The organism is Streptosporangium sp. LJ11 (assembly GCF_051918945.1).
GTDB lineage: Bacteria > Actinomycetota > Actinomycetes > Streptosporangiales > Streptosporangiaceae > Streptosporangium.
Genome location: NZ_JBPXMB010000005.1, coordinates 33,794 through 58,656 on the forward strand (window position 1 = coordinate 33,794; position 24,863 = coordinate 58,656).

17 protein-coding genes are annotated in these 24,863 nt (G+C 72.7%); 9 read left to right on the forward strand and 8 right to left on the reverse strand.

What is annotated here, in order from left to right:
- Nucleotides 1-10 precede the first annotated feature (10 nt).
- Together ACTOQ3_RS09175 and ACTOQ3_RS09180 are read right to left on the reverse strand one after the other, a co-directional pair.
- Entirely contained in the window at nt 11-388 is a 378-nt protein-coding gene (locus tag ACTOQ3_RS09175) for a DUF3037 domain-containing protein (protein WP_440082926.1), read from the reverse strand.
- Nucleotides 385-1,203 (reverse strand): HipA family kinase, encoded by an 819-nt coding sequence (locus ACTOQ3_RS09180; RefSeq protein ID WP_440082927.1) that lies wholly within the window; start codon nt 1,201-1,203, stop codon nt 385-387. The genes ACTOQ3_RS09175 and ACTOQ3_RS09180 overlap by 4 nt, the downstream gene beginning before the upstream one ends.
- A 322-nt stretch (nt 1,204-1,525) precedes the next feature.
- Here ACTOQ3_RS09180 and ACTOQ3_RS09185 point away from each other — a divergent pair, with 322 nt between their 5' ends.
- Nucleotides 1,526-3,595, forward strand: coding sequence for a protein kinase domain-containing protein (locus ACTOQ3_RS09185; protein ID WP_440082928.1), 2,070 nt, complete (start codon nt 1,526-1,528; stop codon nt 3,593-3,595).
- A gap of 51 nt (nt 3,596-3,646) precedes the next feature.
- Here ACTOQ3_RS09185 and ACTOQ3_RS09190 read toward each other — a convergent pair whose 3' ends face one another.
- Nucleotides 3,647-4,177 carry a TetR/AcrR family transcriptional regulator gene (locus tag ACTOQ3_RS09190; protein ID WP_440082929.1) on the reverse strand — a complete coding sequence of 177 codons (531 nt, stop codon included), beginning with the start codon at nt 4,175-4,177 and terminating at the stop codon, nt 3,647-3,649.
- 126 nt (nt 4,178-4,303) lie between these two features.
- On the opposite strand from ACTOQ3_RS09190, the gene ACTOQ3_RS09195 reads away from it, so the two are divergent.
- Both ACTOQ3_RS09195 and ACTOQ3_RS09200 read left to right on the forward strand, forming a co-directional pair.
- Nucleotides 4,304-6,550: an MMPL family transporter gene (locus ACTOQ3_RS09195; protein WP_440082930.1), complete on the forward strand. Its 2,247-nt coding sequence runs from the start codon at nt 4,304-4,306 to the stop codon at nt 6,548-6,550.
- 124 nt (nt 6,551-6,674) lie between these two features.
- Complete coding sequence (locus ACTOQ3_RS09200) at nt 6,675-8,411, forward strand: trypsin-like peptidase domain-containing protein (protein WP_440082931.1); 1,737 nt, start codon at nt 6,675-6,677, stop codon at nt 8,409-8,411.
- A gap of 80 nt (nt 8,412-8,491) precedes the next feature.
- On the opposite strand, the gene ACTOQ3_RS09205 is transcribed toward ACTOQ3_RS09200, so the two are convergent.
- Nucleotides 8,492-10,270 (reverse strand): CHAP domain-containing protein, encoded by a 1,779-nt coding sequence (locus tag ACTOQ3_RS09205; RefSeq protein ID WP_440082932.1) that lies wholly within the window; start codon nt 10,268-10,270, stop codon nt 8,492-8,494.
- 534 nt (nt 10,271-10,804) lie between these two features.
- On the opposite strand from ACTOQ3_RS09205, the gene ACTOQ3_RS09210 reads away from it, so the two are divergent.
- On the forward strand, nt 10,805-11,014 hold the full coding sequence (locus ACTOQ3_RS09210; protein ID WP_350972900.1) for a DUF5999 family protein: 210 nt from the start codon (nt 10,805-10,807) through the stop codon (nt 11,012-11,014).
- Between the two features lie 142 nt (nt 11,015-11,156).
- Nucleotides 11,157-11,567, forward strand: a complete 411-nt coding sequence (locus tag ACTOQ3_RS09215) for an ATP-binding protein (protein WP_440082933.1) — start codon at nt 11,157-11,159, stop codon at nt 11,565-11,567.
- Nucleotides 11,568-11,926: 359 nt separating this feature from the next.
- Here ACTOQ3_RS09215 and ACTOQ3_RS09220 read toward each other — a convergent pair whose 3' ends face one another.
- The 3 genes from ACTOQ3_RS09220 to ACTOQ3_RS09230 all read right to left on the reverse strand — a co-directional run bounded on the left by ACTOQ3_RS09220 (nt 11,927) and on the right by ACTOQ3_RS09230 (nt 18,246).
- Nucleotides 11,927-14,311, reverse strand: a complete 2,385-nt coding sequence (locus ACTOQ3_RS09220) for an ATP-binding protein (protein ID WP_440082934.1) — start codon at nt 14,309-14,311, stop codon at nt 11,927-11,929.
- A gap of 240 nt (nt 14,312-14,551) precedes the next feature.
- On the reverse strand, nt 14,552-16,789 hold the full coding sequence (locus ACTOQ3_RS09225; protein ID WP_440082935.1) for a protein kinase domain-containing protein: 2,238 nt from the start codon (nt 16,787-16,789) through the stop codon (nt 14,552-14,554).
- Nucleotides 16,790-16,959: 170 nt separating this feature from the next.
- Nucleotides 16,960-18,246, reverse strand: a complete 1,287-nt coding sequence (locus ACTOQ3_RS09230) for a serine hydrolase domain-containing protein (protein ID WP_440082936.1) — start codon at nt 18,244-18,246, stop codon at nt 16,960-16,962.
- A gap of 280 nt (nt 18,247-18,526) precedes the next feature.
- Between ACTOQ3_RS09230 and ACTOQ3_RS09235 the strand changes: the two genes are divergently transcribed.
- From ACTOQ3_RS09235 to ACTOQ3_RS09250, 4 genes are all read left to right on the forward strand, one after another.
- The gene (locus tag ACTOQ3_RS09235) at nt 18,527-19,759 is read left to right on the forward strand and encodes an ROK family transcriptional regulator (protein ID WP_440082937.1); all 1,233 of its coding nucleotides are present in this window, start codon (nt 18,527-18,529) and stop codon (nt 19,757-19,759) included.
- 119 nt (nt 19,760-19,878) lie between these two features.
- On the forward strand, nt 19,879-21,294 hold the full coding sequence (locus ACTOQ3_RS09240; protein ID WP_440082938.1) for an aldehyde dehydrogenase family protein: 1,416 nt from the start codon (nt 19,879-19,881) through the stop codon (nt 21,292-21,294).
- The gene (locus ACTOQ3_RS09245) at nt 21,264-21,923 is read left to right on the forward strand and encodes a ThuA domain-containing protein (protein ID WP_440082939.1); all 660 of its coding nucleotides are present in this window, start codon (nt 21,264-21,266) and stop codon (nt 21,921-21,923) included. Before ACTOQ3_RS09240 ends, ACTOQ3_RS09245 begins: the two co-directional genes overlap by 31 nt.
- The gene (locus ACTOQ3_RS09250; RefSeq protein WP_440082940.1) at nt 21,920-22,951 is read left to right on the forward strand and encodes a hydroxyacid dehydrogenase; all 1,032 of its coding nucleotides are present in this window, start codon (nt 21,920-21,922) and stop codon (nt 22,949-22,951) included. The genes ACTOQ3_RS09245 and ACTOQ3_RS09250 overlap by 4 nt, the downstream gene beginning before the upstream one ends.
- 201 nt (nt 22,952-23,152) lie before the next feature.
- On the opposite strand, the gene ACTOQ3_RS09255 is transcribed toward ACTOQ3_RS09250, so the two are convergent.
- A complete protein-coding gene (locus ACTOQ3_RS09255) occupies nt 23,153-24,538 on the reverse strand; it encodes a GH1 family beta-glucosidase (RefSeq protein ID WP_440082941.1) in 1,386 nt (461 codons plus the stop codon).
- Nucleotides 24,539-24,863: the final 325 nt, after the last annotated feature.

Here is a 24,863-nt window from a genome sequence, read left to right on the forward strand (position 1 = left end):
AGGCCGGGACTCAGGGGCTGCGGACCAGCCGGGTCACGAGGTGCTCCAGCTCGGCCTCCGGGTCCGCGGTGAGGCCGGCGTGGACCGGGCCGGTCTGCACGATCGTGCTGCGCGGAGCGGTCAGCCAGCGGAAGCGGCTGCCCAGCGGTTCCTCGGTCAGGGGCCCCGAGTCACTGCCGCAGGAGCGCTGGTAGGCGCCGAGCGCGTGCCGTACCCCGTCGAGGTCCACCTCGGTGTCGAGGGCGCGCAGGCGCGCCTCGTCCAGCTCCACCCGGGCGCACAGGTAGCCGCGGGACTGGCAGTACAGCAGCACGCCGGCGTTGATCAGCTCGCCGCGCTCCACGCGGGGGATGACCCGGATGACCGCGTACTCGTAGACGTCCTTCACCGGTTGTCCTTCCAGAACGCGCCCACCGAGCCGGTCTTCCTCTCCTGGTCCTGACGGGGCTCCTGGCCCGAGGGCCGCGGCAGCCAGGTGCGCGGTCCCTGGGCGCGGGCCAGCAGGTGCTCGACGTACGCCTGCCGCACGGCCTGCGCCCCGTCGAACCCCGGCTCGTCCTCCAGCCACTCGTCGGGGACCTCGTCCACCACCCCGTCGAGCAGGTCCCTGGTGATCAGCTCGCTGAACTCGGCGTCGGCCTCGGGCATCCGGGTGGCGAAGGGCGCCATCACGTGGTCGCTCGCGTCGAAGTCGCGCAACGGGTTGGCCGAGGGCCAGTTGTGGTGGAACCAGAGCGCCGCGCCGTGGTCGATCAGCCAGGTGTCGCCGTGCCACAGGAGCAGGTTCGGGTTGCGCCAGCTCCGGTCGACGTTGTGGATCAGCGCGTCGAACCAGAGCAGGCGGGAGGCGAACCCGGCCTCGGGGGGCCAGGCCAGTGGCTCGAAGCCCAGCGCGCCCGGCAGGAAGTCGACCGCCAGGTTGTTGCCCTCGCTGGCCTTGAGCAGGTCCTGGATCTCCTCGTCGGGCTCGCGGGCGCCGAGCTGCGGATCGACGTCGATCACCTTCAGCTCGGGCGTACGGAATCCCAGGCGCCGGGCCAGCCCGGCGGACACGATCTCCGCGACCAGGACCCGGCGGCCCTGCCCGGCACCGCGGAACTTCACGACGTGGGTGCCGAGGTCGTCCGCCTCCATGATCCCGGGCAGTGAGCCGCCCTCGCGCAGCGGCGTCACGTAACGGGTGGCTTTGATCGCTTCAAGCACCTCGCCAGGCTACCGGGTCGGCTCGCGGTTCCCGTCCAGGCGGGGGGACGGTCCGCGCGGGGCGGGGGCGGAGGGAAGGGGCCGGGAGAAGGGGGCGGTCCGTGCGGGAGATGGGAAAAGGGTGGGGGAGGGAGGGCGAAGAGAAAAACGGCACGGTGGGCCGGAAGAAAAGGCGGCCGCGTATTCGCGGGGGTGTGTTGTGTCTTGCCCTGACCTGAGCATCACATGAGTGTCACGGTGAGGAAGACAAGACCTTCATTCCCGTTGACTGTCGGCGATGCTTCTTCTTGAGTGAGAAGGGTGGCGGCGAGGGGAGGCTCGCGTGCCGTATGCGCAGCCGCTCAAAACGGGGGATCCGGCGGCGCTCGGTGAGTACGAGATCATCGGGCGTCTCGGAGAGGGTGGGCAGGGGGTGGTCTACGTCGGGGTGCGCCCCGACACCGGCTCCGAGCCCTACGCGGTCAAGCTTCTGCACGGTTCGGTGGGGGAGGATCCCGAGGTCTTCCTGCGCGAGGTGGAGCTGGCGAAGCAGGTGGCCCGGTTCTGCACGGCCCAGGTGATCGGCGCCGGGCTGGACGGCGACCGCCCGTACATCGTCAGCGAGTACGTCGACGGCCCGTCGCTCCACCGCGAGGTCGCGGTCAGCGGACCCCGCGAGGGAGGCAGGCTGGAGCGCCTGGCCATCGGCACGGCCACCGCGCTGGCGGCCATCCACCGGGCCGGGATCGTGCACCGCGACTTCAAGCCGCAGAACGTGCTGCTCGGTCCCGACGGGCCGAGGGTCATCGACTTCGGGCTGGCCAGGGCGCTGGACGCCGCGGCCACCCAGAGCGGGCGCGGCGCGGGCACCCCCGCCTACATGGCGCCCGAGCAGGTGGAGGGCGCCGAGATCAACCCGGCGGCAGACGTCTTCGCCTGGGGCGCCACGATGTGCTTCGCCGCCAACGCCCACGCGCCCTTCGGGCAGGACTCGATCGCGGCCGTCCTGAACCGGATCCTCACCGCGGCCCCTCAACTGGGCCGTCTCGACGGGCTGCTCGGCGCGCTGGTGGTCGACTGCCTGGACAAGAATCCCCGCAACCGCCCCACCAGCAGGGAACTGCTGCTCGCGCTGCTCGGTGACGACGGGGGCCGGTCGGTGATCGAGTCCCGATTCTCGCCGGTGCCGGGATTCCCGCCCGCGCCCGGCGGGCCTGACGCCTCCGGCCCTCCGGTCTCCTCCGGCCCTTCGGCTTTCTCCGCCCAGTCCGGTGCCACGGGCCTTTCCGGCCGGCGAGGCGCGACGGGGACCGGTTGGCGGGCCGGGCTCGGCGGGACCGGTGAATCGGGCGGTGCGTCCTCGGCGGGCGCGCCGCCCGGCGGGCGCGCGTTCCCCGCCGGAGGCGAGGACTTCGACGAGCCCAGGACCCACCCCGGGCAGGCGGCCACCAGGGCCTCGGTCGCGGTCTCCGGCGCGCTGCTGATCAGCGCGGCCGTGCTGGTGGGAGTCCTGGTCCCGGCGCTGAGCGGCGTCGCGCCGGGCGGCGCGCCCGTCCCGCCGGTCGTCCCGGCGGTGGAGTCCACCTCCCAGGGCGACACCACGTCGCACGAGGGCAGGGCGAGCGCTCCGATCAAACCGCTCCCGGCCCCGCCGACGGTCCCGGCCAAGCCCCCGCGCGCGGAGGGCGTCAAATCCTCTCCCCTGCCGCCCCCCGCCGCCACGGTGGTCGTGCCCGCGCTCGTCGGGCTGGATCGTTCCGAGGCGGCGCGTCTGATCAAACAGGCCGGGCTGGTCACCGGGGCCGTCAGGGCGGTCGACTCCGACCGGCCGCTCGGCGAGGTGCTCGCGAGCAGCCCGGCGCCGGGGACCGCGCTGCCGAAGAGGGGAAGGGTCGACCTGCGGGTCTCCGGTGGTACCCAGGTGCCCACGCTGGTCGGCCTCGCCAGGAGAGCCGCCCAGGCGGCGCTGGCCCAGGCAGGGCTGGTCGCCGGCGGGGTCAGCACGCGTTGCTCCGACCGGCCGGCCGGGCGGGTGCTCGCCAGCACCCCCGGCGCGGGCAGGCGCGTCTCCCCGGGGAGCGCGGTGGAGCTCGTCGTCTCCAGGCACGGTGTCCCGGTGCCACCGGTCGCCGGTCAGAGCGCGACCGACGCCTCCAACACCCTCGGCGGGGCGGGCTTCGCCGTACGGACGCGGGCGCGGCTGGTCACCGGCGCGGGCCAGGACGGGGTGGTGCTGGCGCAGAGCATGGCGCCCGGCACCTGTGCCAGGCCCGGTGCGACGATCGTGATCACGGTCGGTGTCGGGGGCCAGAGCGGACCCGGACCCGGGCCGGGGCCGGGGGAGAGCACCGAGCCTCCCGATCCCACGGTCCCGCCGGTACCCGTTCCCGGGGAGGCCGCCCCTTCCGGATGAGACGTCCGGGGTGACGGGACGCGAGGAGCCCCGGGAAGGGGTGCTTCGGAATCAGAAGGAGGCCAGGACGAAGGCCAGGAGGGTCTTCCTGACCTCTTCCTCGGGAAGCTCGATCGTCTTGACCACCGACTGGAGCGAGCCGAGTACGGCCCAGGCCCAGATCCGGCGGGCGGGGTCCGGGTCGGGTCCGGCCAGGCGGCGGTAGATCGCGTCGCGGAAGGCGCGGATGGCCTCGCCGGGGGAGCCGGGGGGCGCGTCGTCGGCGCCGCTGATGTCCTCCATGATCAGCCGGATGATCGCCCGATGCCTGACCGTGAAGGTCACCAGGGCCTCGACGAAGGCGCGGTCGTCGTCGAAGTCGTCTTCGATCAGGGCCACGATGTCCTGGCCGGCGGGTGCGATCAGCTCCGTGGCCAGGCGGTCCTTGGGATGGAAGTGGTAGGCGACGGCCGTCTTCGTCAGGCCGACGGCGGAGGCGATGTCGGCGAGCGAGGTCGCCGCGTAGCCGCGTTCGGCGAACAGCTGGCGGGCGGCGTCGAGGATCCGCTCCCGCGTGTCGTGCCCGTGCTCGAGTGTGGTCATCGTCTCAGTCCCACGCCGCCTAGAGCATTTCCGGATTTGTCCCCCTACTCTTATACCGTAGGTTCTGTACGAGCGTACAGTACGGCTTTTCAGGGCGTTTGACACTCTAAAGCGGGGCGGTCACCGATGTCTGGTTTGCTGGGGCGGCTGGGAAGCTGGTGCGCGCGGCACGGCAAGGCCGTGCTGGCCCTGTGGGTGGTCGCGGCGGCGCTGCTGACAGCGGGATCGGTGTTCTTCCCCGGCCCGGTCAGCAACGACGTCAGCATTCCCGGCACCGACGCCCAGCGGGCCGTCGACCTGATGAAGGACGGCTTCGGTCCCGGCTACGGGGCGGGGAGCTCGGCCCAGATCGTCCTCTACTCGCCCGACGGCCCCCTCATCTCCGAGGACAGGAAGCGCGCGGTGGAGCGCGCCGTGGACCGGATCCGCGAGGTGCCGCACGTGGTGGAGGTGAAATCCCCCTACCAGGTGGGTGGCCTCGCCCCCAGCCTGGAGATCGGCATCATCGCGGTCAAGCTGGAGGGGAACGACACCGCCAAGCCGGCCGAGACCACCAGGCTCCTCTCCGAGGCGGCCGAACCCGCACGGGCGGCGGGCATCGAGGCGGTGCCCGCCGCCTCGGGCAGCCCGGCGGACAAGGAGATCAAGACCGGGACCAGCGAGATCATCGGCGTGCTCTGCGCGCTGCTGGTGCTGCTGCTCGCGTTCGGCACCCTGGTCGCCGCGATGATCCCGATCTTCACCGCGTTGATCAGCATCGCGACCGGGCTCGGCGTGGTGAGCCTGCTCGGCCACGTCGTGGACGTGCCCAAGCAGGCGTCGATCATGGCGACGATGATCGGCCTCGGCGTCGGCATCGACTACGCGCTCTTCCTGCTCAGCAGGCACCGCAAGCTGCTGGCCGACGGCCTGCCGGTCCGCGAGGCGGTCCGCCGGGTGGTCGCCAGCTCCGGCGGCGCGGTGGTGTTCGCCGGGGGCACCGTGATCATCGCGCTCAGCGCGCTCATGCTCGCGGGCTTCCCCCTGCTGCAGACGCTCGGCTGGATCACCGGCATCTCGGTCGTCTGCGCGGTGTTCACCTCGGTCACGCTGGTCCCCGCGCTGCTCGGTCTGCTCGGGCACCGGGTCAACGCGTTGCGCCTGCCGTTCACGGGGCGGCGGGGCAGTCACGGCTCCTCCGGCTGGGCCTCGCTGGGCAACTGGGTGGCCCGGCGGCCGTGGAGCGTGCTCGCGCTCAGCGTCGCCCTCCTGGGCGCGCTGGCCGCACCCGCGCTCGCCCTCAAGCTGGGCCCTCTCGACAACGGCTACGCCGATCGCGGCACCGACACGCGGCGCTCCTACGAGCTCCTGCAGGCCGGGTTCGGGCCCGGCATGAACGGCCCGCTCGTCGTGGTGGCGGACCTGGACACCAGGGTCGTCGACCGGGAGCCGAGCCCGGCCGTGCTGCGGAACCTGAAGGATCGCGTCGCGGACGTCGAGGGAGTGGTCCACGTCGGCGACCCGGTCCTCAACAGAAGCGGTACGGCGGCGCTGGTGCAGGCGATCCCCGCCTACGCCCCCGGTGACCCCCGGGCGCTCGAGGTGGTCAGGGCGGTGCGCGCTCTCGACGTCGAGGGAGCCCAGGTGCACGTGGGCGGGCAGGTCGCCGGCATGGCCGACGCCGGTGACAGGATCGCCGGGCGTACGCCCCTGGTCGTCGGCGTCGTGGTCCTGCTGAGCGCGCTGCTGCTGCTCCTGGCGTTCCGCTCGCCGGTCGTCGCGATCAAGGCCGCGTTGATGAACCTGGTCTCCCTCGGTGCCGCGTTCGGCGCGCTCTCGCTGGTCTTCTCCCTGGGACTGGGCAGCCGCCTGGTCGGCATGGACCCGCCGGTCAGCGCGGACGGCTCCTACCTGAGCACGGTGTTCTTCACGGTGCCGATCGACAGCTACATCCCGCTGATGCTGTTCGCGATCCTGTTCGGCCTGTCGATGGACTACGAGGTCTTCCTGCTCACCGCCGTGCGGCAGGCGTACCTGAAGCACGGCGACAACCGCAGGGCGGTGGCCGAGGGGCTGGGGTCGACCGGCAGGGTCATCACCTCCGCCGCCCTGATCATGGTCGCGGTCTTCGTCGCGTTCGTCGCCTACCCCGATCCCATGGTCAAGATCTTCGGTGTCGGCCTGGCGGTGGCCATCGCGGTGGACGCCACGATCATCCGGGGCCTGCTGGTCCCGGCGACCATGGCCCTGCTCGGCAGGGCCAACTGGTGGTGCCCCGCCTGGCTGGACCGCATCCTGCCCGACCTCTCCGTCGAGGGCCACGAGGAGGACGAGGAGAGGCCGGAGAGGCCGGAGGAGCCGCGCAGGGAACTCGTCGGCGCCGGCCGCGGCTGACGGGAGCGGGCGTCCGCCCCGTGCCGCCGGGAACGCCGGCCGGTGTCCCAGTCGCTTCCAAGTCCTCCCCAAGCGGCCTCCGCCATGCTCTCGCCCGGGAAGCGAGTTTGGGGAGAGTACGAAGATGTGGGGAAGAATCAGCGCCGTCGCCGGCCTGGTGCTGGCGAGCACGCTGGCCCTGCCGGGCGCCGCGGTGGCGAAGCCGAAGGAGGTCGACGTCCCCGTCGGGACGTGGCTGGCGGCCAGGACGCATCCGGCCGTCCAGCTGACCTCGGTGTCCTACACGGCCGACGTGGCCGTGCCGACGCCCGAGGCGAACCTGGAGGCGATCAGGACCCTGACCCAGCAGGGGGTCAACGCCGTGCAGAGCGGCAAGATCTCCTCCGACGAGAACAGCATCTACCGCTGGGTCGTCCAGCAGATGGCCAAGGACCCGGGCCGCTACTTCTCGCCCGGCGGGCGGGAGCGGGTCGTCGAGGCGACGGCGGGCGGGCTGTGCACCGGCTGGTGGGTCACGCCGGACGGCTACATGGTCACCGCGGCGCACTGCGTCGGCCAGGAGGAGACCGAGCTGGCGCGGACCTTCGCGGCCCAGGCCCTCACGAAGATCAACGAGAAGGACGCCGCCGACCTGGTGGCCGACCTCGGTGAGATCGCCTCCGACGAGGAGATCCTCAGGACGGCGACGAAGATCTTCCAGGTCTGGAACGCGGACAACATCAAGATCCGCAACGTCAAGAGCTCGCTCTCGCTGCTGCAGAGCCTGCCGGGCGGTGGTGTCGACAAGACCACCAAGACGGTGCCGATCGAGCTGGTCGCCAAGGGCACCGTCTACCCGGGCAAGGACGTCGCGATCCTCAAGGCCAACGGGCAGAGCAACCTGCCGACCGTGCCGCTGGGCGAGGACTCCGACGTGCGTGTCGGCGACACCCTCTACATCAGCGGATTCCCCGGTACGGTGACGCAGACCTCGATCTTCAACCTGGAGTCCAAGCTCGATCCGGCGTTCACCGAGGGCCCCTACAACGCCGCCCGCCAGACCCCCGAGGGGGTGCCGTACATCCAGACCCAGGCGCCCTCGTACCCGGGCAACTCGGGCGGTCCGGTGTTCAGCAGGGACGGCAGGGTCATCGGCATCCTCGTCGGCGGCCTGATCCAGCAGGACGGCGGCTCCACCGAGGGCGAGAGCTTCGTGCTGCCGGTCAGCATCGTCAAGGAGAAGCTGAACGAGAAGAACATCAAGCCGGCCGAGTCGACGACGACGAAGGCCTACAACGAGGCACTCGACCTGTTCTTCCAGAACCGGTACTCCGACGCGCTGCCCAGGTTCCGCGAGACGCAGGCGCTGCAGCCGAACCACCCGTACGTCGCCAAGTACATCAGTGACTCCCAGCAGGCCATCACCGCCGGCAAGGACGAGAGCGGCACGCCGATCCTGCCGTGGCTGCTGTGGGGTGGCGGCGGCCTGATCGCCCTGTTCGTGATCGGTACGATCGCCTCGGTCGCCAGGGGCAGGCGCCGTGCCAGGGGGCCGGCCTCGTTCCCGCCCGTTCCGTACGGCGCGCAGCCCGGCCACCCGGCGCACGGCGGCCAGTACGGCCCGCCGCACCACGGGCAGCAGGGACAGCCGTACGGTGCGCCGCAGCAGTACCAGCAGCGGGCGCCCTACCCGCTCCCGGCCGCGCCCGAGGACACCCGGGTGGTCCACCCGCACTCGCCCTACGGCCCGCCGCAGCCCCAGCGGGGCCCGGGGGGTCCCGGAAGGCCGGGGGGTCCGGGGGCCAACACCCGGATCGCCGGGCTGGAGGCGGAGCTGGAGCAGCTGCGCCGCACCATGGGACACCCGCCCGAGCAGCGCTGAGCGCGCTCGCCCCGACGAGGCCGGGACGGCTCCCCCGCAAGGGGCCGGCCGGCTGTACCGACCACGGAGGCCGAGTACGGCTAGACCAGCGCCTCCGCCCGGCGGCGTCCCCGGTAGCCGCTGTGGACCAGGATGTCGCCCGGTTCGGCGAGTGGCGCGGCGGGGCGGGCCGTGATGGCCGGGCCGGCCGGATCGCCCTGACCTGTCCGGGCCGCCGGGACGGGAGCGGCCGCTCCCGGGTCGGTGACCGGGCGGACGGGCGAGGCGAAGCGGGCGGGCGCGGCAGGGCGGGTGGGACGGGCGGGACGCACGGGGAGGACCGGGATGGCGGTGGTGGCCACGGGGTCGGCCCGGCGGTGGCGGCGACCGCGCGGCGGGGAGTCCTGGACCAAGGTCGACGACTCCACCACGGCATGCTCGTGCAGGCGACGCCTGCCCCGGTAGGGGGCGCGGGGGCGGTCGTCGCGACGGTCGGGCACGTCGGGCTCCTCGACGTGGGCGACGGAGGTGGTGACCGAGGGGAACCCGGTGCTCGCGGCCGGGGCGAACGTGCTCTCGGGGGCGAACTCCCGGGGGGTGACGGACCCCCGGACCGGGGCGGGGGCGTTCCCGGCGGCGCGGGGGCCGGGCCTGTGGGGTGCGGCGAACAGGTTCTCGCTCGCGGGGGAGAGAGGGCTCTCCACGAGGTCGGGGGGGAAGGGCACGTTCGCGGCGGCGCGGGCCGGGGCCGGCGCGTGCGAGAGGTCGCGGGCGGGGGCGTTCCTGGGCATGCGGCGGCGGCCGGGGGCGCGGCGGCGGCCCGGGGTCCTGCGGGCCGAGGGGGAGAGGGAGAGGGCCGAGGCGGGTGCGAGGAGCCGTACCCGCGACTGCCGGGCCTTGCCGTGCGCGAGGATCGCGACCGCGGCGAGCAGCACCGGCGCGAGTACGGCGGGGGTGTCGAACCCAGGGGCGGGTGTGGCGAGGTCGCGGACGGTGGCGGTGGGCGTGACGGCGAGCGCGCCGGTGTCGGCGGTGGAGGCCTTGGCGTGCTTGCCCGGCGAGGTGCGGCCGGCGGAGGCCGGCGCCTGGGTTTTGACCGGCGCCTTCGCTGCCGTCCGGTCGCTCTGCGGGGCGCTCGCGGCGGGGTTCTTCCCGGACGCGGTCCTGCCGTCGTTCCCCGAGGCGGCCCTGACGTGCTCGCCGTCCTTCCCGGCTTTGCCGGTCGTCGTCCCGGCGGCGTGCCCGGGGGCGGCCTTGGGCCTGCCCGGACCCGTGCCCGGCCCGGTGGGCGTGCGGGTCTCCCGCGCGGGTACGGGGGCGGGGAGCATGGCGAGCAGGCCGGGCCCTGGACCGATCACCACCATGTTGTCCCCGGCCGCGTCGGCGGGCTTGACGAGCGTCTGCTTCTCGGTCGCCTCCCGGTCCAGCCGGGCCTTGATCTTCTCCGGATACCCGTAGCCGACGACCTTGCCGGTGTCGCGCTCCTTGCGCTTGGCGATCCCACCGTCGATGTTGCCCTCGATCGTGTGGATCCTGCCCCCCTCGACCCCGGTGACGATCCCGACGTGGTCGATGTGGTCGATCCTGTTCGAGCCGCTCCAGTCGAAGAAGACGATGGCCCCGGGCTTGGGGACGGTGCCCCAGGCGTCCTGCTGCCGGAACCACTGGGCGTGGTGGACGGTGTAGGCGAACTGGCCGACCCACTCCTGGTAGCCGAGCTTCTCCGCCGCCCACGACAGGTACATGTCACACCAGGGGGCGGCGGTGTAGTCGGCGTCGAACTCGACGTTCTTGCCGTACCACTCACCGAACTTGGTGTGGCCGCCGTTCTTCTCGGAGTATCCGAGCTGGCTCTCCAGCAGCTCGATGAACTTGCGCATCTCAGGTGTCATTGAGGGTTTCGGGGGACCCCCGGCGGCCGTGCGGGCATGGTCGCTCCGCCTCGCGACCTGGCCACCGGGAGACGAGGTTGAGCGACGGCGCGTTCACGCGAGCCCACCGGGGGTGTGGAGGGACGCGTGCGGCGGCACCACTGGCCAGTTGTCTTCCGTGACGAGGGAGGTTACCCGGCCCCAAGGACAGGTCACGACATACTAAAGGGCGCGTCAAGTCGCTCGACGTCACACATGCGGGCAAAAGACGACGTCAGGGGGCCTCCGGATGATCTCCGATGGTAAACCGTCCGGGAAAAAGATCTACCGGATCGCCGCGACCGGGGCCGGGACCGCCGTATCCGCCCCGTTCGATCTTGCCGATCGTTCTTTGCGCCAGCGCCCGGTTTCTTTACCTATCGGGGCAAATGGGTAGACATATGGGTATTTATCCCGCTATGTGCGTATGGCCGTTGGGAGATGCTGGTCACATCAGGAAAGGCTCAATCAACAACCACCAGCAAAGATTAAAAGGTACGAGCCATGTGTCAGCACCAGCCGCGCTGCCCACTCGCAAGCGCACCCGATCACGAAGCCGCGGCTCTCGTGGCCTTCCACCCCGAGCAGGGGTGGGGCCTGCTCTGCAACGGCGTGGTGGTCTTCGACGACACCGGAGCGCTCCTGCCTGACGGTCGCAGCACTCCCGTCCACGGCATGCCTCTGCACCGCGTCTCCTTGGGGCAGGCGGCATGATCTCGCCGCGTGTGCCCGCCGGATCGGGACCGAACACGCCACGCGGGCGAACCGCTCCGCGGCGGCCCGAGGTCTCCGGCGGCGGACGCGCGTGCGCACCGCACCCGATCGAGGTAACCGCCGACCACGTAGGTGAACGCTCATGAACGCTCTCCTCGGATCGCCGTACGGCCAGGTGACGTCGTGCTCCTTCGCACCCGAGTCGGCGTCTGTGCCCCAGGCACGCCATCTGACCCGCGCCTGCCTGGCGGACTGGGGACTGCACGAGCACAGTACGGTCGCCGAGCTGCTCGTCAGCGAGCTGGTCACCAACGCGCTGCGCCACTCGCGGGGAACCATCGGGTTCGCCCTCTCCTTCCAGGACGGCCTGCTGCGCTGCGAGGTCGAGGACGCGGACCCCTCCCTGCCCCGCGTGCACCGGGCACGCGACGACGAGGAGCGGGGACGAGGGCTGCACCTGCTCGAACTCCTGTCCTGCTGCTGGGGCAGTGCCCGTACGACCGACGGCAAGGCCGTCTGGTTCGAACTCATCGCGAACGACGCCGAGGCCTGACCGCGAGGTCGATCGACGCGCCGCCTCCGCACCGGCCGGCCCCGCGCCCGCCGTACACGCCGAGAGCCGACCGCGCGAGATCGGCCGCACGCGCCGCCCCGGAGATCTGCCCGGAGGCCCCGGCCGTGAAGCCCGGCCGCGCCGTCCCGGGCGTACAGAGACGCATACCCCGGCCACGGGCCGCAGGACCACCGCCCCGGGCCCCCGCCGCCCGGTTCCACGAGGGCCGGGCGCACAGACCACCTCCGAAGGCCGGAGCCGAGTCCCCCGACCCGGTTCCAGCCGGACGCCGGAGCCGACGGGATCATCGCACTCGTCGGCTCCGGCGTCCCAGCCTGTCCGTCAGGCGTCCTTGCCCGTCAGCCGTCGGGCGTGCGGTTCCCGCTCGCGTTCCGGATGCGCTCGCCGGTCCAGACGGCGATCTGGGCCCGCGAGTGGAAGCCGAGCTTGGTCATGATGTGCTCGATGTGACCTTCCGCGGTGCGCTGGGCGATCGTCAGCGAGGCCGCGATCTCCTTGTTGCTCAGCCCCTGGGCGACGAGCTTGGCGATCTCCGTCTCCCTGCGGGTCAGCGGCGACGGCTCCTCGGCCTCGCCGGAGGGCTCGCCGCCGGGCGCCTCCTCCTCGAGAGCGAAGGCGAAGGCCTCGTCGCACCGCATCTTCGAGCCCTGCCTGACCAAGGTGTCGAAGGCCTGCTTTCCGAGAGCCTCGCGCGTGCGCTCCTCGCACTCGTCGTGGTAGCGCGTCAGGTGCCCGTAACCGGACAGCGGCGCCCCGATCACCTGCCAGACCGTCTCCAGCACCCCCAGCAGCCTGGCAGCCCGCCGGTGGTCGCCGTCCGCGGCGGCGATCCAGGCCAGCACCTCCACGTTGACGCCGACGCCCAGAAGATCGTCGAGTGAGCGGTTGAACCTCAGGCTCTCCCTCTCCAGCTCCGTGGCGCGCGGGGCGTCGCCCTGGCACCAGACCCCGACGCCGAGCGCCATCATCGCGTACGCCCGGTGCCAGCGCTCCCCGTGGGCGTCGCACAGCGCGATGCACTCCTCGCCGGCGGAGACGGCGCTCGGCCAGTCGCCCCGGAAGGAGTGGGCGAGGCAGAGCCGGACGAGCGCCAGCGCCTGGCCCGCCGGGTCGTCGTCGGCGCGGTGGCGCGTCGCCGCCTCCTCGTACAGGCTGATCGCGAGATCGACGTCCCTCCGGAACATGGCGATCATCCCCGAGTAGAGCGCGACGTAGGCCAGGACCGGCTCGTGCCCGGGACGCCGGCCGAGTTCCCTGGCCTCCTCCAGCATCGTCGCGGCGGAGACGATGTCGGCCTGGATGACGGCCAGCCAGCTGTTGGACCACAGCGCGCGGCCCCGGATCTCGTCGGAGCCGGTGCCGGAGAGGAGGCTCTGGTCCAGCCAGTGGCGCCCCTCCCTGATGTAGTGGCTCGTGATCCAGTGGTAGAGCAGGTCGGTGGCCATGCCCAGGGCCGCGGAGGTCTCCCCGGGCTCGCCGAAGCAGTACTCCAGCGCGGTGCGCAGGTTGGCGTGGTCGAGGTTCAGCCTGCCCAGCCAGGACACCTGGCGCGGGCCGAACCGCTCCGCGTACGCCTCCGCCGCCAGCCGGCGATAGTGGTCGCGGTGCAGCCGCTGCAGGGCGCTCTCCTGCCCCGAGGCCACGAGCCTCTCCCGGCCGTACTGCCTGATCGTCTCCAGCAACCGGTAGCGGGTCGCGGTGGACGTCGCGGGAAGGTCCTCCCGGACCAGGATCGACTTGCCCACCAGCTCGATCACCAGGTCGACCACCTCCTCGTGCTCGATGCCGTTCCCCGAGCAGACCTCCTCGGCCGCGTCGAGGTCCAGGCCGTCGGTGAACACCGAGACGCGCTCCCACAGCAGCCGCTCCTTCTCGGTGCACAGGGCGTAGCTCCAGTCGATCAGCGCGCGCAGCGTCTGCTGGCGGGGCATCGTCGCGGGTGAACCGCCGGTCAGCAGCCGGAACCGGTTGTCCAGCCGGGCCAGCAGTTCCTCGGGGGAGAGCGCGCGCAGCCGCACGACCGCCAGCTCGATCGCGAGCGGGATGCCGTCCAGCCGGCGGCAGATCTCCTCCACCGCGGACCTGTTGGCCTCGGTGAGCGTGAAGTCCGGCAGGACGGCGGTGGCCCGTTCGGTGAACAGGCGTACCGCCTCCGACTGTGCCGGCGGCTCCGCGGACGGCCTGGGGCCGCCGGGGCCCGGCGGCGGTGGCAGCGGCAGGGTGGGCACGACCAGTGTCTGCTCGCCGGAGATGCCCAGTGCCTGCCGGCTGGTGGTGAGGACCCGCAGGGAGGGGGCCGCCCGGACGAGGGTTTCCGCCAGTACGGCGCAGGCTCGCAGGAGATGCTCGCAGTTGTCGAGGATCAGCAGTGCCCGCTTCTCCCGCAGGTGGTCGATGAGCACCTCCACGGGGGGCTGGTGGGAGACGTCCCTGATCGCCAGGGCCTCGTTCACCGACGCGGCGAGCAGCTCCGGGTTCTCCAGCCCGGCGAGCTCGACCAGCCACACCCCGTCGGGAAACGCCCGCTGGACGTCGGCGGCGACGCGCAGGGCCAGCCGGGTCTTGCCGACCCCGCCGGGGCCGGTGAGGGTCACCACGTGTGCTCCGGACAGCAGGCGCTTGACCTCGGCCATCTCGTGCCGACGCCCCACGAAACTGGTCACCTCGGGGGGCAGATCCGTCGCCTGCCACCGCTTCGGGGTGACCGATGCCACCTCATTCATCAGTGCCTCACGCCGGCTTCGGCGAGCGGATCGCCGTATGTCCGGATCCAACCGGCACAATCCACACTATGTGCAGGCCGTTTCCCCGCGCGTGTCCCGTGACCCGGGCGGGCACCGGCGGGGGCGCGGGCCGGTGAACCCGCCGCCCCGGACCGGGGGTCCCGGCGACCGGGTGTGCCGCCGGCCGGCGGGTCCGGTTCGGTGGCCGCCGCTCATCACGTCGGCGCGGACCCGATCACCTCACAGGAGGCCGTCCAGGAGGCCGCCCAGGTCGATGTCCACCAGGGCGGGCCCGTTCCCGGGAGGACTCTCCGAGTCCCGGGGTTCGCGCGGGCCCGGGTCCGTGCTCGTGTCCGGGGCCGGTTCCGTGTCCGGGCCCGTCTCCGGAGTCGTTTCCGGGTCCGGGTCCGGGTCCGGGTCCGGGTTCGTGCCCGGGTCGGGGGCGCAGGGGGGCAGGTCGATCCGGACGGTCCGGGAGGGCGTGTCGCCCATGGGATCGGTGTTGACCACCACCACCCGCGTGACGTGCCCCCCGCACCGGGGCGGGGCGGCGAAATCCCCGGTCACCTCCCGCTCGTACTCGGTGTCGCCGGACAGCTCCAGCTCCCGCGTGCTGCTGGTCAGCGTCTCTCGCGTGTCCCCGATCGTCTGGGCGAACCCGAGCCGCACGGTCACCGGCGAGGTGCTGGGGGCCTTCACCCGGAAGCCGACCGTGGTGCCGTCGAAGGAGGTGATCGAGACCGTGGACGGCGCGCACGGCTCGCCGCGGACCCTCTCCGTGCGGCCGGCCGCCCCGCCCGGAGAACGGGGCACGGTGGAGACCGTGACCCGGCGGTAGAGGGTCTGCTCGCAGGCGGGGACGGTGAAGTCGTGCGGGACGGTGTGGGAGTAGGTCTTCAGCCCGCCGATCACGGAGGTGCGCGGGGCCGCCCGGACGAGCCGGCCGGGATCGGGCCCCTCGGCGAAGGTGACGGTCACCGCGACCTTCCCCGTGGTGGAGGCGCGGAAGCCGACCGTGGTCCCGAGCGCGTCGATTCCCACGATCCTCAGGCCGCTGACCGCGTGCACGGGCCCCGTCGCCCCCGTCCCGGTGGGTTCCGGTACCGGCGGCCGGGTGGACGTGGGTACGGGCGTGGGCGGGCGGGTGGGGGCCGCGGTTCGCGAGCGCGTGGGCGACGGGGGCGGCGGCTGCGAGCCGGTCGGCGAGGGGGGCGAGGGAGGAGCGGGGGGCGGGGAGACCGGTGTCCGGGTGGGGGCCGGTGACGGGGGCGAGGTGACCTGGCCGGGGTTCGCGCCGTTCGAGGAGGAGCCGGGCTTCCTGGCGGCGGCACTTCCCGAGGGGCGGCCCGGCCCGGTGGAGGGGTCGGGAGGCGCCGACGCCTGGCTCCGCCGCCGCTGCGCGGGGGTCTCCTCGATCATCGCGGAACCGGGCGGCGGGGTGAAGATCGTGTCGGCGGAGAGCCGGTCCTGCGGCCGGTTGGCCGCGATCACACCGGCGGTCATCGCGACGGTGATCACTCCCAGCCCGGCCAGGGTCCTGGGGCCCAGCCGGGGACGGCGCACCCGCCCCACCCGGCCGAGTACCGTCTGGGCCACCGAGGAGGCGGCCTTCGGCGCGGGCTTGGCCAGCGGGAACGCCAGTGCCAGCAGCGTGGCGAGCTCGGCCAGGTGCCGCCGCCCGCGCTGCTCCCACTCCGGCCCGTACGCCGCCAGTGCCGCCGCCTCCAGCTCCTCCAGGAACGCCCGCGCGCTCTGCGGCCGGTCCGCCGGGTTCTTGGCCATGCCCCGCGTGACCAGCCCGCGTACCGAGCCGGGCACCTCCTCCACCGGGATCGCCTCGTGCCGGTGGCGGTGCATCAGCACGAGGCGGTGGTCGGCCAGGTAGGGCCTGCGCCCGGTGAGGCACTCGAAGAACACGCACGTGGCCGCGTAGACGTCGGTCGCCGCGCTCGCCGGCGCCCCCTCCCACTGCTCGGGCGCCATGTAGGCCGGGGTGCCGGCGGTCATCCCGGCCTCCCCGACGTGGGCGGCGATGCCGAAGTCGGCCAGCTTGCTGCCGCCGTCGGCCTGGATCAGCACGTTCTCCGGCTTGTAGTCGCGGTGCACGACACCGGCGGCGTGCGCGAAGGCCAGGCCGAGCAGCGAGCCCTTGAGCACGGCCAGCGCCGCCTCCGGGCTCGTGCTGCCGTGCTCGGACAGGATCCGCCTGAGCGCGACCCCGTCGACCAGCTCCATCACGATCGCGGCTTCGAGCACGTCCTCGTAGTACTCGTAGAGCTGGACCACGTTCGGGTCCTGCAGTTCCACCATGACGCGCGCCTCCGCGCGGAAGCGCGCCAGGAAGCGGTGATCGTCCTTGAGGGTCGCGTTGAGGTATTTGATGGCCACGTAGGCGCCGGTGGGGGCGTACGTGGCCAGCACCACGCGCCCGCCCCCGCCGGCGCCGAGTTCCCGAACCTCGCGGTATCCCGGAACCATCCCGTCCCCTTCCGAGTGCCGTCGACTTGTTCGACGGTCTCACCCCTGCGGTTGGTTGTCACGATTGGTCAACTTTTGCGAATGGGTGACGTTGGAATCGTGCGCGGTGGCCGACCGTGCCGGGGCAGCGGGCAGCGGGCAGCGGGCAGCGGGCCGGGTGGGTGCGGGGGTCAGCGGGCAGAGTGGGCGCGGGGGAGCGACTCGTAGACGGCCTCGGCCAGGCGGTGGGCGCGGAGGTTCCCCGAGGCGGCGCCCGCCATCCTGTTCATCGTGTACGCCATGCCCAGGCCGTGCTCGACGTCTCCGAGACCCAGCGACCCGCCCATGCCGGTGTGGCCGAACGCGGTCTCCGCGCCTCTCGCGGGGGTGAGGAAGGTCAGCGCCGGGCGCATGTAGCCCAGGCCGAAGGAGCTGTCGAGGAACAGCACCCTGTCCGGGCCGTTCACCCTCCTGCGCGTCGCGCCGCGCAGGGTCTCCGGGCGCAGGATCCGCCCGGCCACCAGGTCGCGGTAGAAACCCGCCAGGCCCCGAGCGGTGGTGACGGCGCCCATCGCGGGCCAGCCCGCGCGCAGCACGACCGGGTGGTTGGCGCCGCCCCGCAGCCGGTGGATCGGAGGGTTGCCCAGGGCCCGGTTCAGCAGGCTGTCCTTGTCGAGCGAGGCCCTGGCCATCTCGTAGACCGGGTCTCCCGGCCCCTGTCCAGGCAGCTCCGGCGCCGCGGGTTCCGCGGGCGGGGTGGACGGCGAGGCGACGGGCGGATCGGCGGGCGGGGCGGCGGGGGGCGCGGGACGATCCCCGGCGGACAGCCGGGCCGCCCGCGCCGCCACGTCGTCCGGGGCGCCGACCCAGAGCTCCAGGCCGAGGGGACCGGAGATCTCGGCGGCCACGATCTCGCTCACGGACTTGCCCGACACCCTGCGGACCACCTCGCCGACCAGGAACCCGTACGTCAGCGCGTGGTAGCCGTGCGCGGTGCCCGGCTCCCAGATCGGCTCCTGCCCGGCCAGCCGGTCCGCGATGGCGGCCTGGTCCTCGAACTCCTCGACGGGAACCTCCTCCTCGATCACGGGCAGCCCCACCTGGTGGGTGAGGAGATGCTCGACGGTGACGCGCTCCTTGCCGCGCCGCGCGAACTCCGGCCAGACGTCCGCGACCGGGGCGGCGACGTCGAGCAGGCCGCGTTCGGCCAGCAGCTGCGCGACCGTCGCGGTCACCGCCTTGGTGCACGAGTACGCCAGCACGGGGGTGTCGCGCTCCCAGGTCCGCCCGCTGCGGCGGTCGGCGACCCCGCCCCACAGTTCCACGACCGGCTCGCCGTCCAGGAAGACCGCGAACGCCGCGCCCAGCTCCTCGCCGCCGGCGAAGTGCGCGTCGAACACCTCCCGTACCCGCGAGAAGCGTGGGTCGCAGTGCCCGTACGTCTCCACACGACCCTCGGTCCCGCCGTCTGCCGCCATCGCCCGTCCTCGCCCGTCCCGGTGCCCTGGAGTGAGCACTTGCTTGGTGGCCGAGCCTAACAACCGGAGCCGTCCGCGCCCAGGAGACCAGGGGTTCTCCGCCCGCCGGTCCCACGGTGTGGCCGGGCATGGCGACGCGCGGCGCGACCTGGGAAACTCTCCTCACGCGCGATACGGGCGGGCCGTGCCCCGCCAGGTGGGAGCGTGGCAGAAAAGCCAGGTCCGGCAGTGACTAGAGTAGTTGTACTAACATCTGAAATTACTTCCCCGGGGGAGAAGCATGAGCCGTCCACAGCGGGGGACCCTTCGTGACGTGCGCAAGGGCAACCGGTCCGTGGTCCTGTGGACGCTGTACTTCGCCGGCGAGCTGAGCAGGCACGATCTGGCCCAGCTGACCGGCCTCAGCGCCGCCACGGTCAGCAACGTGATCGGCGACCTCATCACGGACGGCATCGTGGTGGAGACCGGTTCCGTCGACTCCGACGGCGGGCGACCGCGGATCATGCTCAAGGTCGACCCCTCGTACGGATACGTGGTCGGGGTGGGCGTCGGGGAGACGCGCGTCCGCGTGGAGCTGTACGACCTGGCGATGGAGGAGCGGGCGAGGAAGGAGTTCGCCCTCGACCCCAGCCACCACGAACCGGCCGTGGTGGCCCGGCACATCCTCGACGGTCTCCAGGCGGTCCTGTCCGACGCCGGAGCCACGGAGTCCGAGGTGCTCGGCATGGGCCTCGGCGTTCCCGGCGTCGCCGAGCAGGGCTCCGACCTGCTCATCCACGCCCGCGCGTTCGGCTGGGACGGCGTACCCCTGGGCGCGCTCCTCCGCGAGGGCACCTCGCTCCCGATCTTCGCCGACAACGGCGTCAAGACGACGGGCCAGGCCGAGCTCTGGTTCGGTGCGGGCAAGGGCGCCCAGCACCTGGTCATGACCTTCATCGGCACGGGGGCCGGGGCGAGCATCATCAACGGCGGCGTCACCTACCGGGGAACGGCGAGCGGCGCGGGCGAGTGGGGCCACACGAAGATCGTCCTCGACGGGCGCCCCTGCCGCTGTGGCGGCCAGGGCTGCCTGGAGGCCTACATCGGCGCCGAGGCGATCCTGGCCGGCGCGGGAAGGGACCTGGGGGGTGACGACGAGGAGAGCGTCTTCGCCGAACTCCTCGCCGACCCGCTGGCGCGGCCCGCGCTCGACGAGGCCGTCCGCTGCCTGGGGGCCGGGCTGGCCAACCTGATCAACCTCTTCAACCCCGAGCGCATCATCCTCGGCGGCTGGGCCGGATCCCTCCTCGGGCGGAGGTTCCTTCCCGAGATCCGCGCCGCCGCCGCCCGGTACGCCCTGCCCCTGCCCTTCTCGCAGGCGTCGATCGAGCTGGGCAGGCTCGGGGCCGAGGCGGTCGCCCTGGGCGCGGCCACCCTGGTCGTCGAGGACTTCCTGCTGCGCAGCCACGCGGTGCGCCCCGCGGGCCGCGTCACGCCCCCGACCCCGGAGCCGGCCGGGCACGCGCCCGTCTGACCTCGGGAGGCGAGGACCGCGACCGCCCTCACGGTGTCCCCTGGGACTGTTGACGCCGCCTCCGTTCAGGACTTATTTTGCATTCTGTACTAAGCGTGATGATGAAGTAGGGGATGGCTGTGGGCAGGTTGTACATCGACGGGACGTTCCAGGATGCCGCCTCAGGAGGCGCCGCCCCCGTGCACGAGAAGGCGACCGGTGCGCGGATCGGCACGTACGCGCTGGGAGGTCCCGCCGACGTCGATCGGGCCGTCGCCGCCGCCCGTGCCGCGCAGCCCGCCTGGGCCGCCCTGTCGGCACCCGAGCGGGCAGGATACCTGCGGGGCCTCGCCGAGCACCTCCAGGGCCGCTACGAAGAGCTGGTCGAGCTGAGCATCCGTGAGACGGGCGGCGTGCGGGCCAAGGCCGAGGACGAGGTGAGCACGAGCATCCGCCAGCTCCTCATCTCGTCGGTCCAGGCGACCGAGAACGCCGGGGACATCCTGCCCCCGTACAAGGCGGGCAAGCTCTCGCTGTCGCGCGCGGTGCCGCTGGGAGTGATCGGCGTCATCACGCCGTGGAACTACCCGATGAACCTCGCCATGCGGATGGTCGCGCCCGGCCTGGCGTTCGGCAACACCCTCGTGCTCAAGCCCGCCGAGCTGACCCCGCTGGTCGGCGGCCACGTGCTGGCCGAGGCCGCCGAGGCCGTCGGGCTGCCCGCCGGGGTGTTCAACGTGGTCACCGGGGACGGACCCGAGGCCGGCTGGGCACTGGCCGAGCACCGGGGGCTGGACCTGCTGGACTTCACCGGCTCCCGCGAGGTCGGCCTGCTCATCGCGGCCTCCGCGGCCACCGACCTGCGCGCGATCCGCCTGGAGCTGGGCGGCGACAACGCCTTCATCGTCCTGGAGGACGCCGACGTCGAACTGGCCGCCTCTCACGCCATGATCGCCTCGCTGGAGTTCCAGGGGCAGACGTGCATCAGCACCAGCCGGCACATCGTCGTCCGAGAGGTCGCCGACCGCTACCTGGAGGCCGTGACCAGGCGGGTCGAGGCACTGCGCCTGGGCGACCCGATGTCGCCGGACACCGATCTGGGTCCGCTGATCAGCGAGGGCCAGCGGACCCGGCTGCACGAGCGGATCGTCGCGCCCTCGATCGCCAAGGGCGCCCGGCTGGTCGCCGGCGGCACCTACGACGGGCTGTTCTACCGCCCCACCGTGCTGGCCGACGTGACCCCGGACATGCCCGCGTTCACCGAGGAGATATTCGGGCCGGTCATCCCGGTGACGGTGGTCGACTCCGAGGACGAGGCCGTCGAGCTGGCCAACCGGCACCCGATGATGATGGACTCGGTGTTCACCGCCGACCTGATGCGCGGCATGGACGTGGCCGAGCGGCTGCGGGCGGGCGAGGTCCACGTCAACGACGCGCACGCCCGTCACGGGGCGGAGAACCAGATGCCGGGCTTCACCAGGCGCCAGTGGATCGGGGTCCAGCGCACCCCGCTCACCCTGCCCGAGTGGGCGAGCGACCCGGCCGGCCGCCGATGAGGAGGGCGCTGGTCGTCCGCGGCGGCTGGGAGGGGCACGTCCCCGTCGAGGCGACCGAGCTGTTCGTCCCCGAGCTGGCCGCCGCGGGCTTCGAGGTGACCGTCGCCGACGACCTGGAGGTCTACGCCGACGGGCCGCTGCTGGCCGGGACCGACCTGATCGTGCAGTGCTGGACGGGCGGCGTCCTGACGCCGGAGCAGGAGGCGGGACTGGTGTCCGCGGTCCGCGCGGGCACCGGCTTCGCCGGCTGGCACGGCGGCCTGGTGGCGACCTTCGACGGCAGCCACGACTACCTGCGGATGGTCGGCGGGCTCTTCCTGCACCACCCCGCGGACTTCCTCACCTACGACGTCGTCATCGACCCCGCGCACGCCGGGCACCCGATCGTCGCCGGGCTGGACGACTTCACCGTCGAGACCGAGCAGTACTGGATGCTCACCGACGCCCACAACGAGGTCCTCGCCACCACGCGGTTCGTCTCCCCGCAGACCCCGATGCCCGTCGTCTGGACCCGCCGGTGGGGGAGGGGGAAGGTCTTCTTCTCCGCCGTCGGCCACCGGATGGAGGACCTGCGGCACCCCACCGTGTACGAGCTCACCCGGCGTGGCCTGATCTGGGCCGGCCGGTGACCGCCGGTCCGCCGTCGGTGGTGCTGGCGATGTATCCGGGGCTGCCCGCCCGCCTGTTCCCCCCCGGCGTCGGTGACCGCCTCCGCGCGGTCGCCGAGGCCGATCTGGCGGTGCCGCTCACCGAGTTCGGGTCCGACGAGGCGCGGGTGCGCCTGGAGCGGGCGGAGGTCCTGGTCACCGGCTGGGGCTGCCCGCTCATCGACGAGCCCGTGCTGCGGCGCGCGCCGCGCCTGCGGGCCGTCGTGCACGCGGCGGGGAGCGTCAAGGGCCACGTCGGCCAGGCCGTGTTCGCCCGGGGGATCCCGGTGAGCTCGGCCGCCTCGGCCAACGCGCTGCCGGTCGCCGAGTACACCGTGGCGATGATCCTGCTCACCGGCAAGTCCGTCCTCGCGCTCGCCCGCGAGTACCGGGCCAGGAGGGAGGACCTGCGCCTGTACCAGGGGCGAGACGGCCACGGCGACTACGGGGACTACGGCAACTACGGCAGGACGGTCGGCCTGGTCGGGGCCTCCAGGATCGGCAGGAGGGTCGCGGAGCTGCTCGCCCCCTTCGACCTGGACGTGCTGATCGCCGATCCGTACCTGGACGTCCGGGGCGCGCGGGCGCTCGGCGCCCGCCTGGTCGGGGTCGACGAGCTGTTCGCCGCCGCCGACATCGTCTCCCTGCACGCCCCGGCCACCGACGCCACGACGGGGATGGTCACCGCGGCCCGCCTGGCCGCGATGCGCGACGGCGCGACGCTCATCAACACCGCCAGGGGCTCCCTGGTGGACCACGGGGCGCTCGTCGCCGAACTGGTCACCGGCAGGCTGTCGGCGGTGCTCGACGTGACCGAGCCCGAGGTCGTCCCCGCCGACTCGGTGCTGTGGGACCTGCCCAACGTCATCCTCACCCCGCACGTCGCCGGGGCGCTGGGCAACGAGCTGGCCAGGCTGGGGGCGTACGCGGTGGACGAGGTGCTCCTGGCGCTGGCGGGCCGGCCGCTGCGCCACCCGGTGGACCCGGAACTGCTGGCGATCACCGCGTGACGCGCGGAGGGGCCGCCTGTCGGCGGTGGCCGCCGTGTCCGGCCGTACGAGGTGACGGAAACGGGCCTGCCTCGAAGACGTGAGGTTCGTACGGCATCACGGACACGGATCGGCTTTGCGAGGCGGCGAAAACGGATGCTCCCCCGTCCCTTTCCAAGGGCGGGGGAGCATCCGTGTCAGGTGATGTCCGGGACTCCCGGGTCAGATCCCGTTCCTGCCGATGACCCCGCTGTACCACAGGGCGCTGTCCTTGGGGATGCGCGTCTGGGTGTCGTAGTCGACGTGGACCAGCCCGAACCGCTTGTCGTAGCCGTAGGCCCACTCGAAGTTGTCCATCAGCGACCAGGCCAGGTAGCCGCGCAGGTCGGCTCCCTCCTGGATCGCCTGGTGGGCGGCGAGCAGGTGGGTGCGCAGGTAGTCGACGCGCTCGGCGTCGGCCACCCTGCCGTCCTCGGCGGAGTCGGGGTAGGCGGCGCCGTTCTCGGTGATCATCAGCGGGGTGGACGGGTAGTCCCGCGCCAGCCGTACCAGGAGCCTGCGCAGGCCGTCCGCCTCGACGGGCCAGCCCATGGCGGTCACCGGCAGGCCGGGGTCGGGGTGCTCGACGCCCTCGGTGCCGGGGAAGCGGTCGGAGGAGGGCGTGCCGACCTTCGCCGCGACGTGGGTCGGCGCGTAGTAGTTGACCCCCAGGAAGTCGATCGGGGCGCCGATGAGCTCCTCGTCGCCGTCGAGGATGTGGTCCAGGCCGGTGAAGCGGGCCGTGTGCTCCAGCATGTCGGCCGGGTAGCGGCCGTACACGATCGGGTCGAGGAAGATCCGGTTGTGCAGGCCGTCGACGAGCCTGGCCGCCGCGACGTCGTGCCGGTCCTGCGGGTCGCGGGGGGACACCGGGGTGAGGTTGACCGTGACCGAGACCTCCCCGGCGCCCGCCGCGCGCAGGGCGCGGGCCGCCAGGCCGTGGCCGAGCAGCAGGTGGTGCGCCGCGAGGAAGGCCGAGGCCGGCTCGGCTCGGCCGGGAGCCTGGTCGCGGGTGCCGTACCCGAGGAAGGCCGAGCACCACGGCTCGTTGAGGGTGGTCCAGGTCCTGATCCGGTCTCCGAGCCGGTCGTACACCGCCTCCGCGTACCCGGCGAAGTGGTGGGCGGTGTCCCGTACGGTCCACCCGCCCCCGTCCTCCAGGGTCTGCGGCAGGTCCCAGTGGTACAGCGTGGCCATGGGGTCGATCCCGGCGGCCAGCAGGGTGTCCACCAGCCGGTCGTAGAAGTCGAGGCCGCGGGGGTTCACCGGTCCGGTGCCGTCGGGCTTGATCCGGGGCCAGGAGACGGAGAAGCGGTAGGTGTTGACGCCGAGGTCCCTCATGAGGGCCACGTCCTCGGCGTAGCGGTGGTAGTGGTCGCAGGCGACGTCGCCGGTCTGCCCGAGGTGCACCCGGCCGGGGGTCCTGGAGAAGGTGTCCCAGATGGAGGGGGTGCGGCCGTCCTCCGCGGTGGCGCCCTCGATCTGGTAGGCGGCGGTGGCGACCCCCCAGCGGAAGGCGGGCGGGAACAGGGCCAGGCCGGTGCCGGTCCGGTCGTCGGTCTGGGTCATCCCTTGATCGCTCCTTGCGTGGTTACGCGGATGTGTCGCCTGACGAGCAGCGCCGGGACGACGATCGGTGGCCGGGCGCCGGGCAGTGCCCAGCCGATGCCCGGCCGGTGCCCCGCCGATGCTCTCTGCGCATCGAGTCACCCTCCCGCGCTTTGTGAGCGCTCACGGGGAGTGGCGACTGCTCAACTTCGAGGCTTAATTCATATTGAAATTTAAGAGGCAAAGCTCTGTCTGCGTCAAGGTGGTGTTATCGAGTCGTTTCCCAGGTTACGGACAGTGTCGATCCGTGCCGAAGGGACGGCCGAACCTCCGGTCGCCGCCCGCC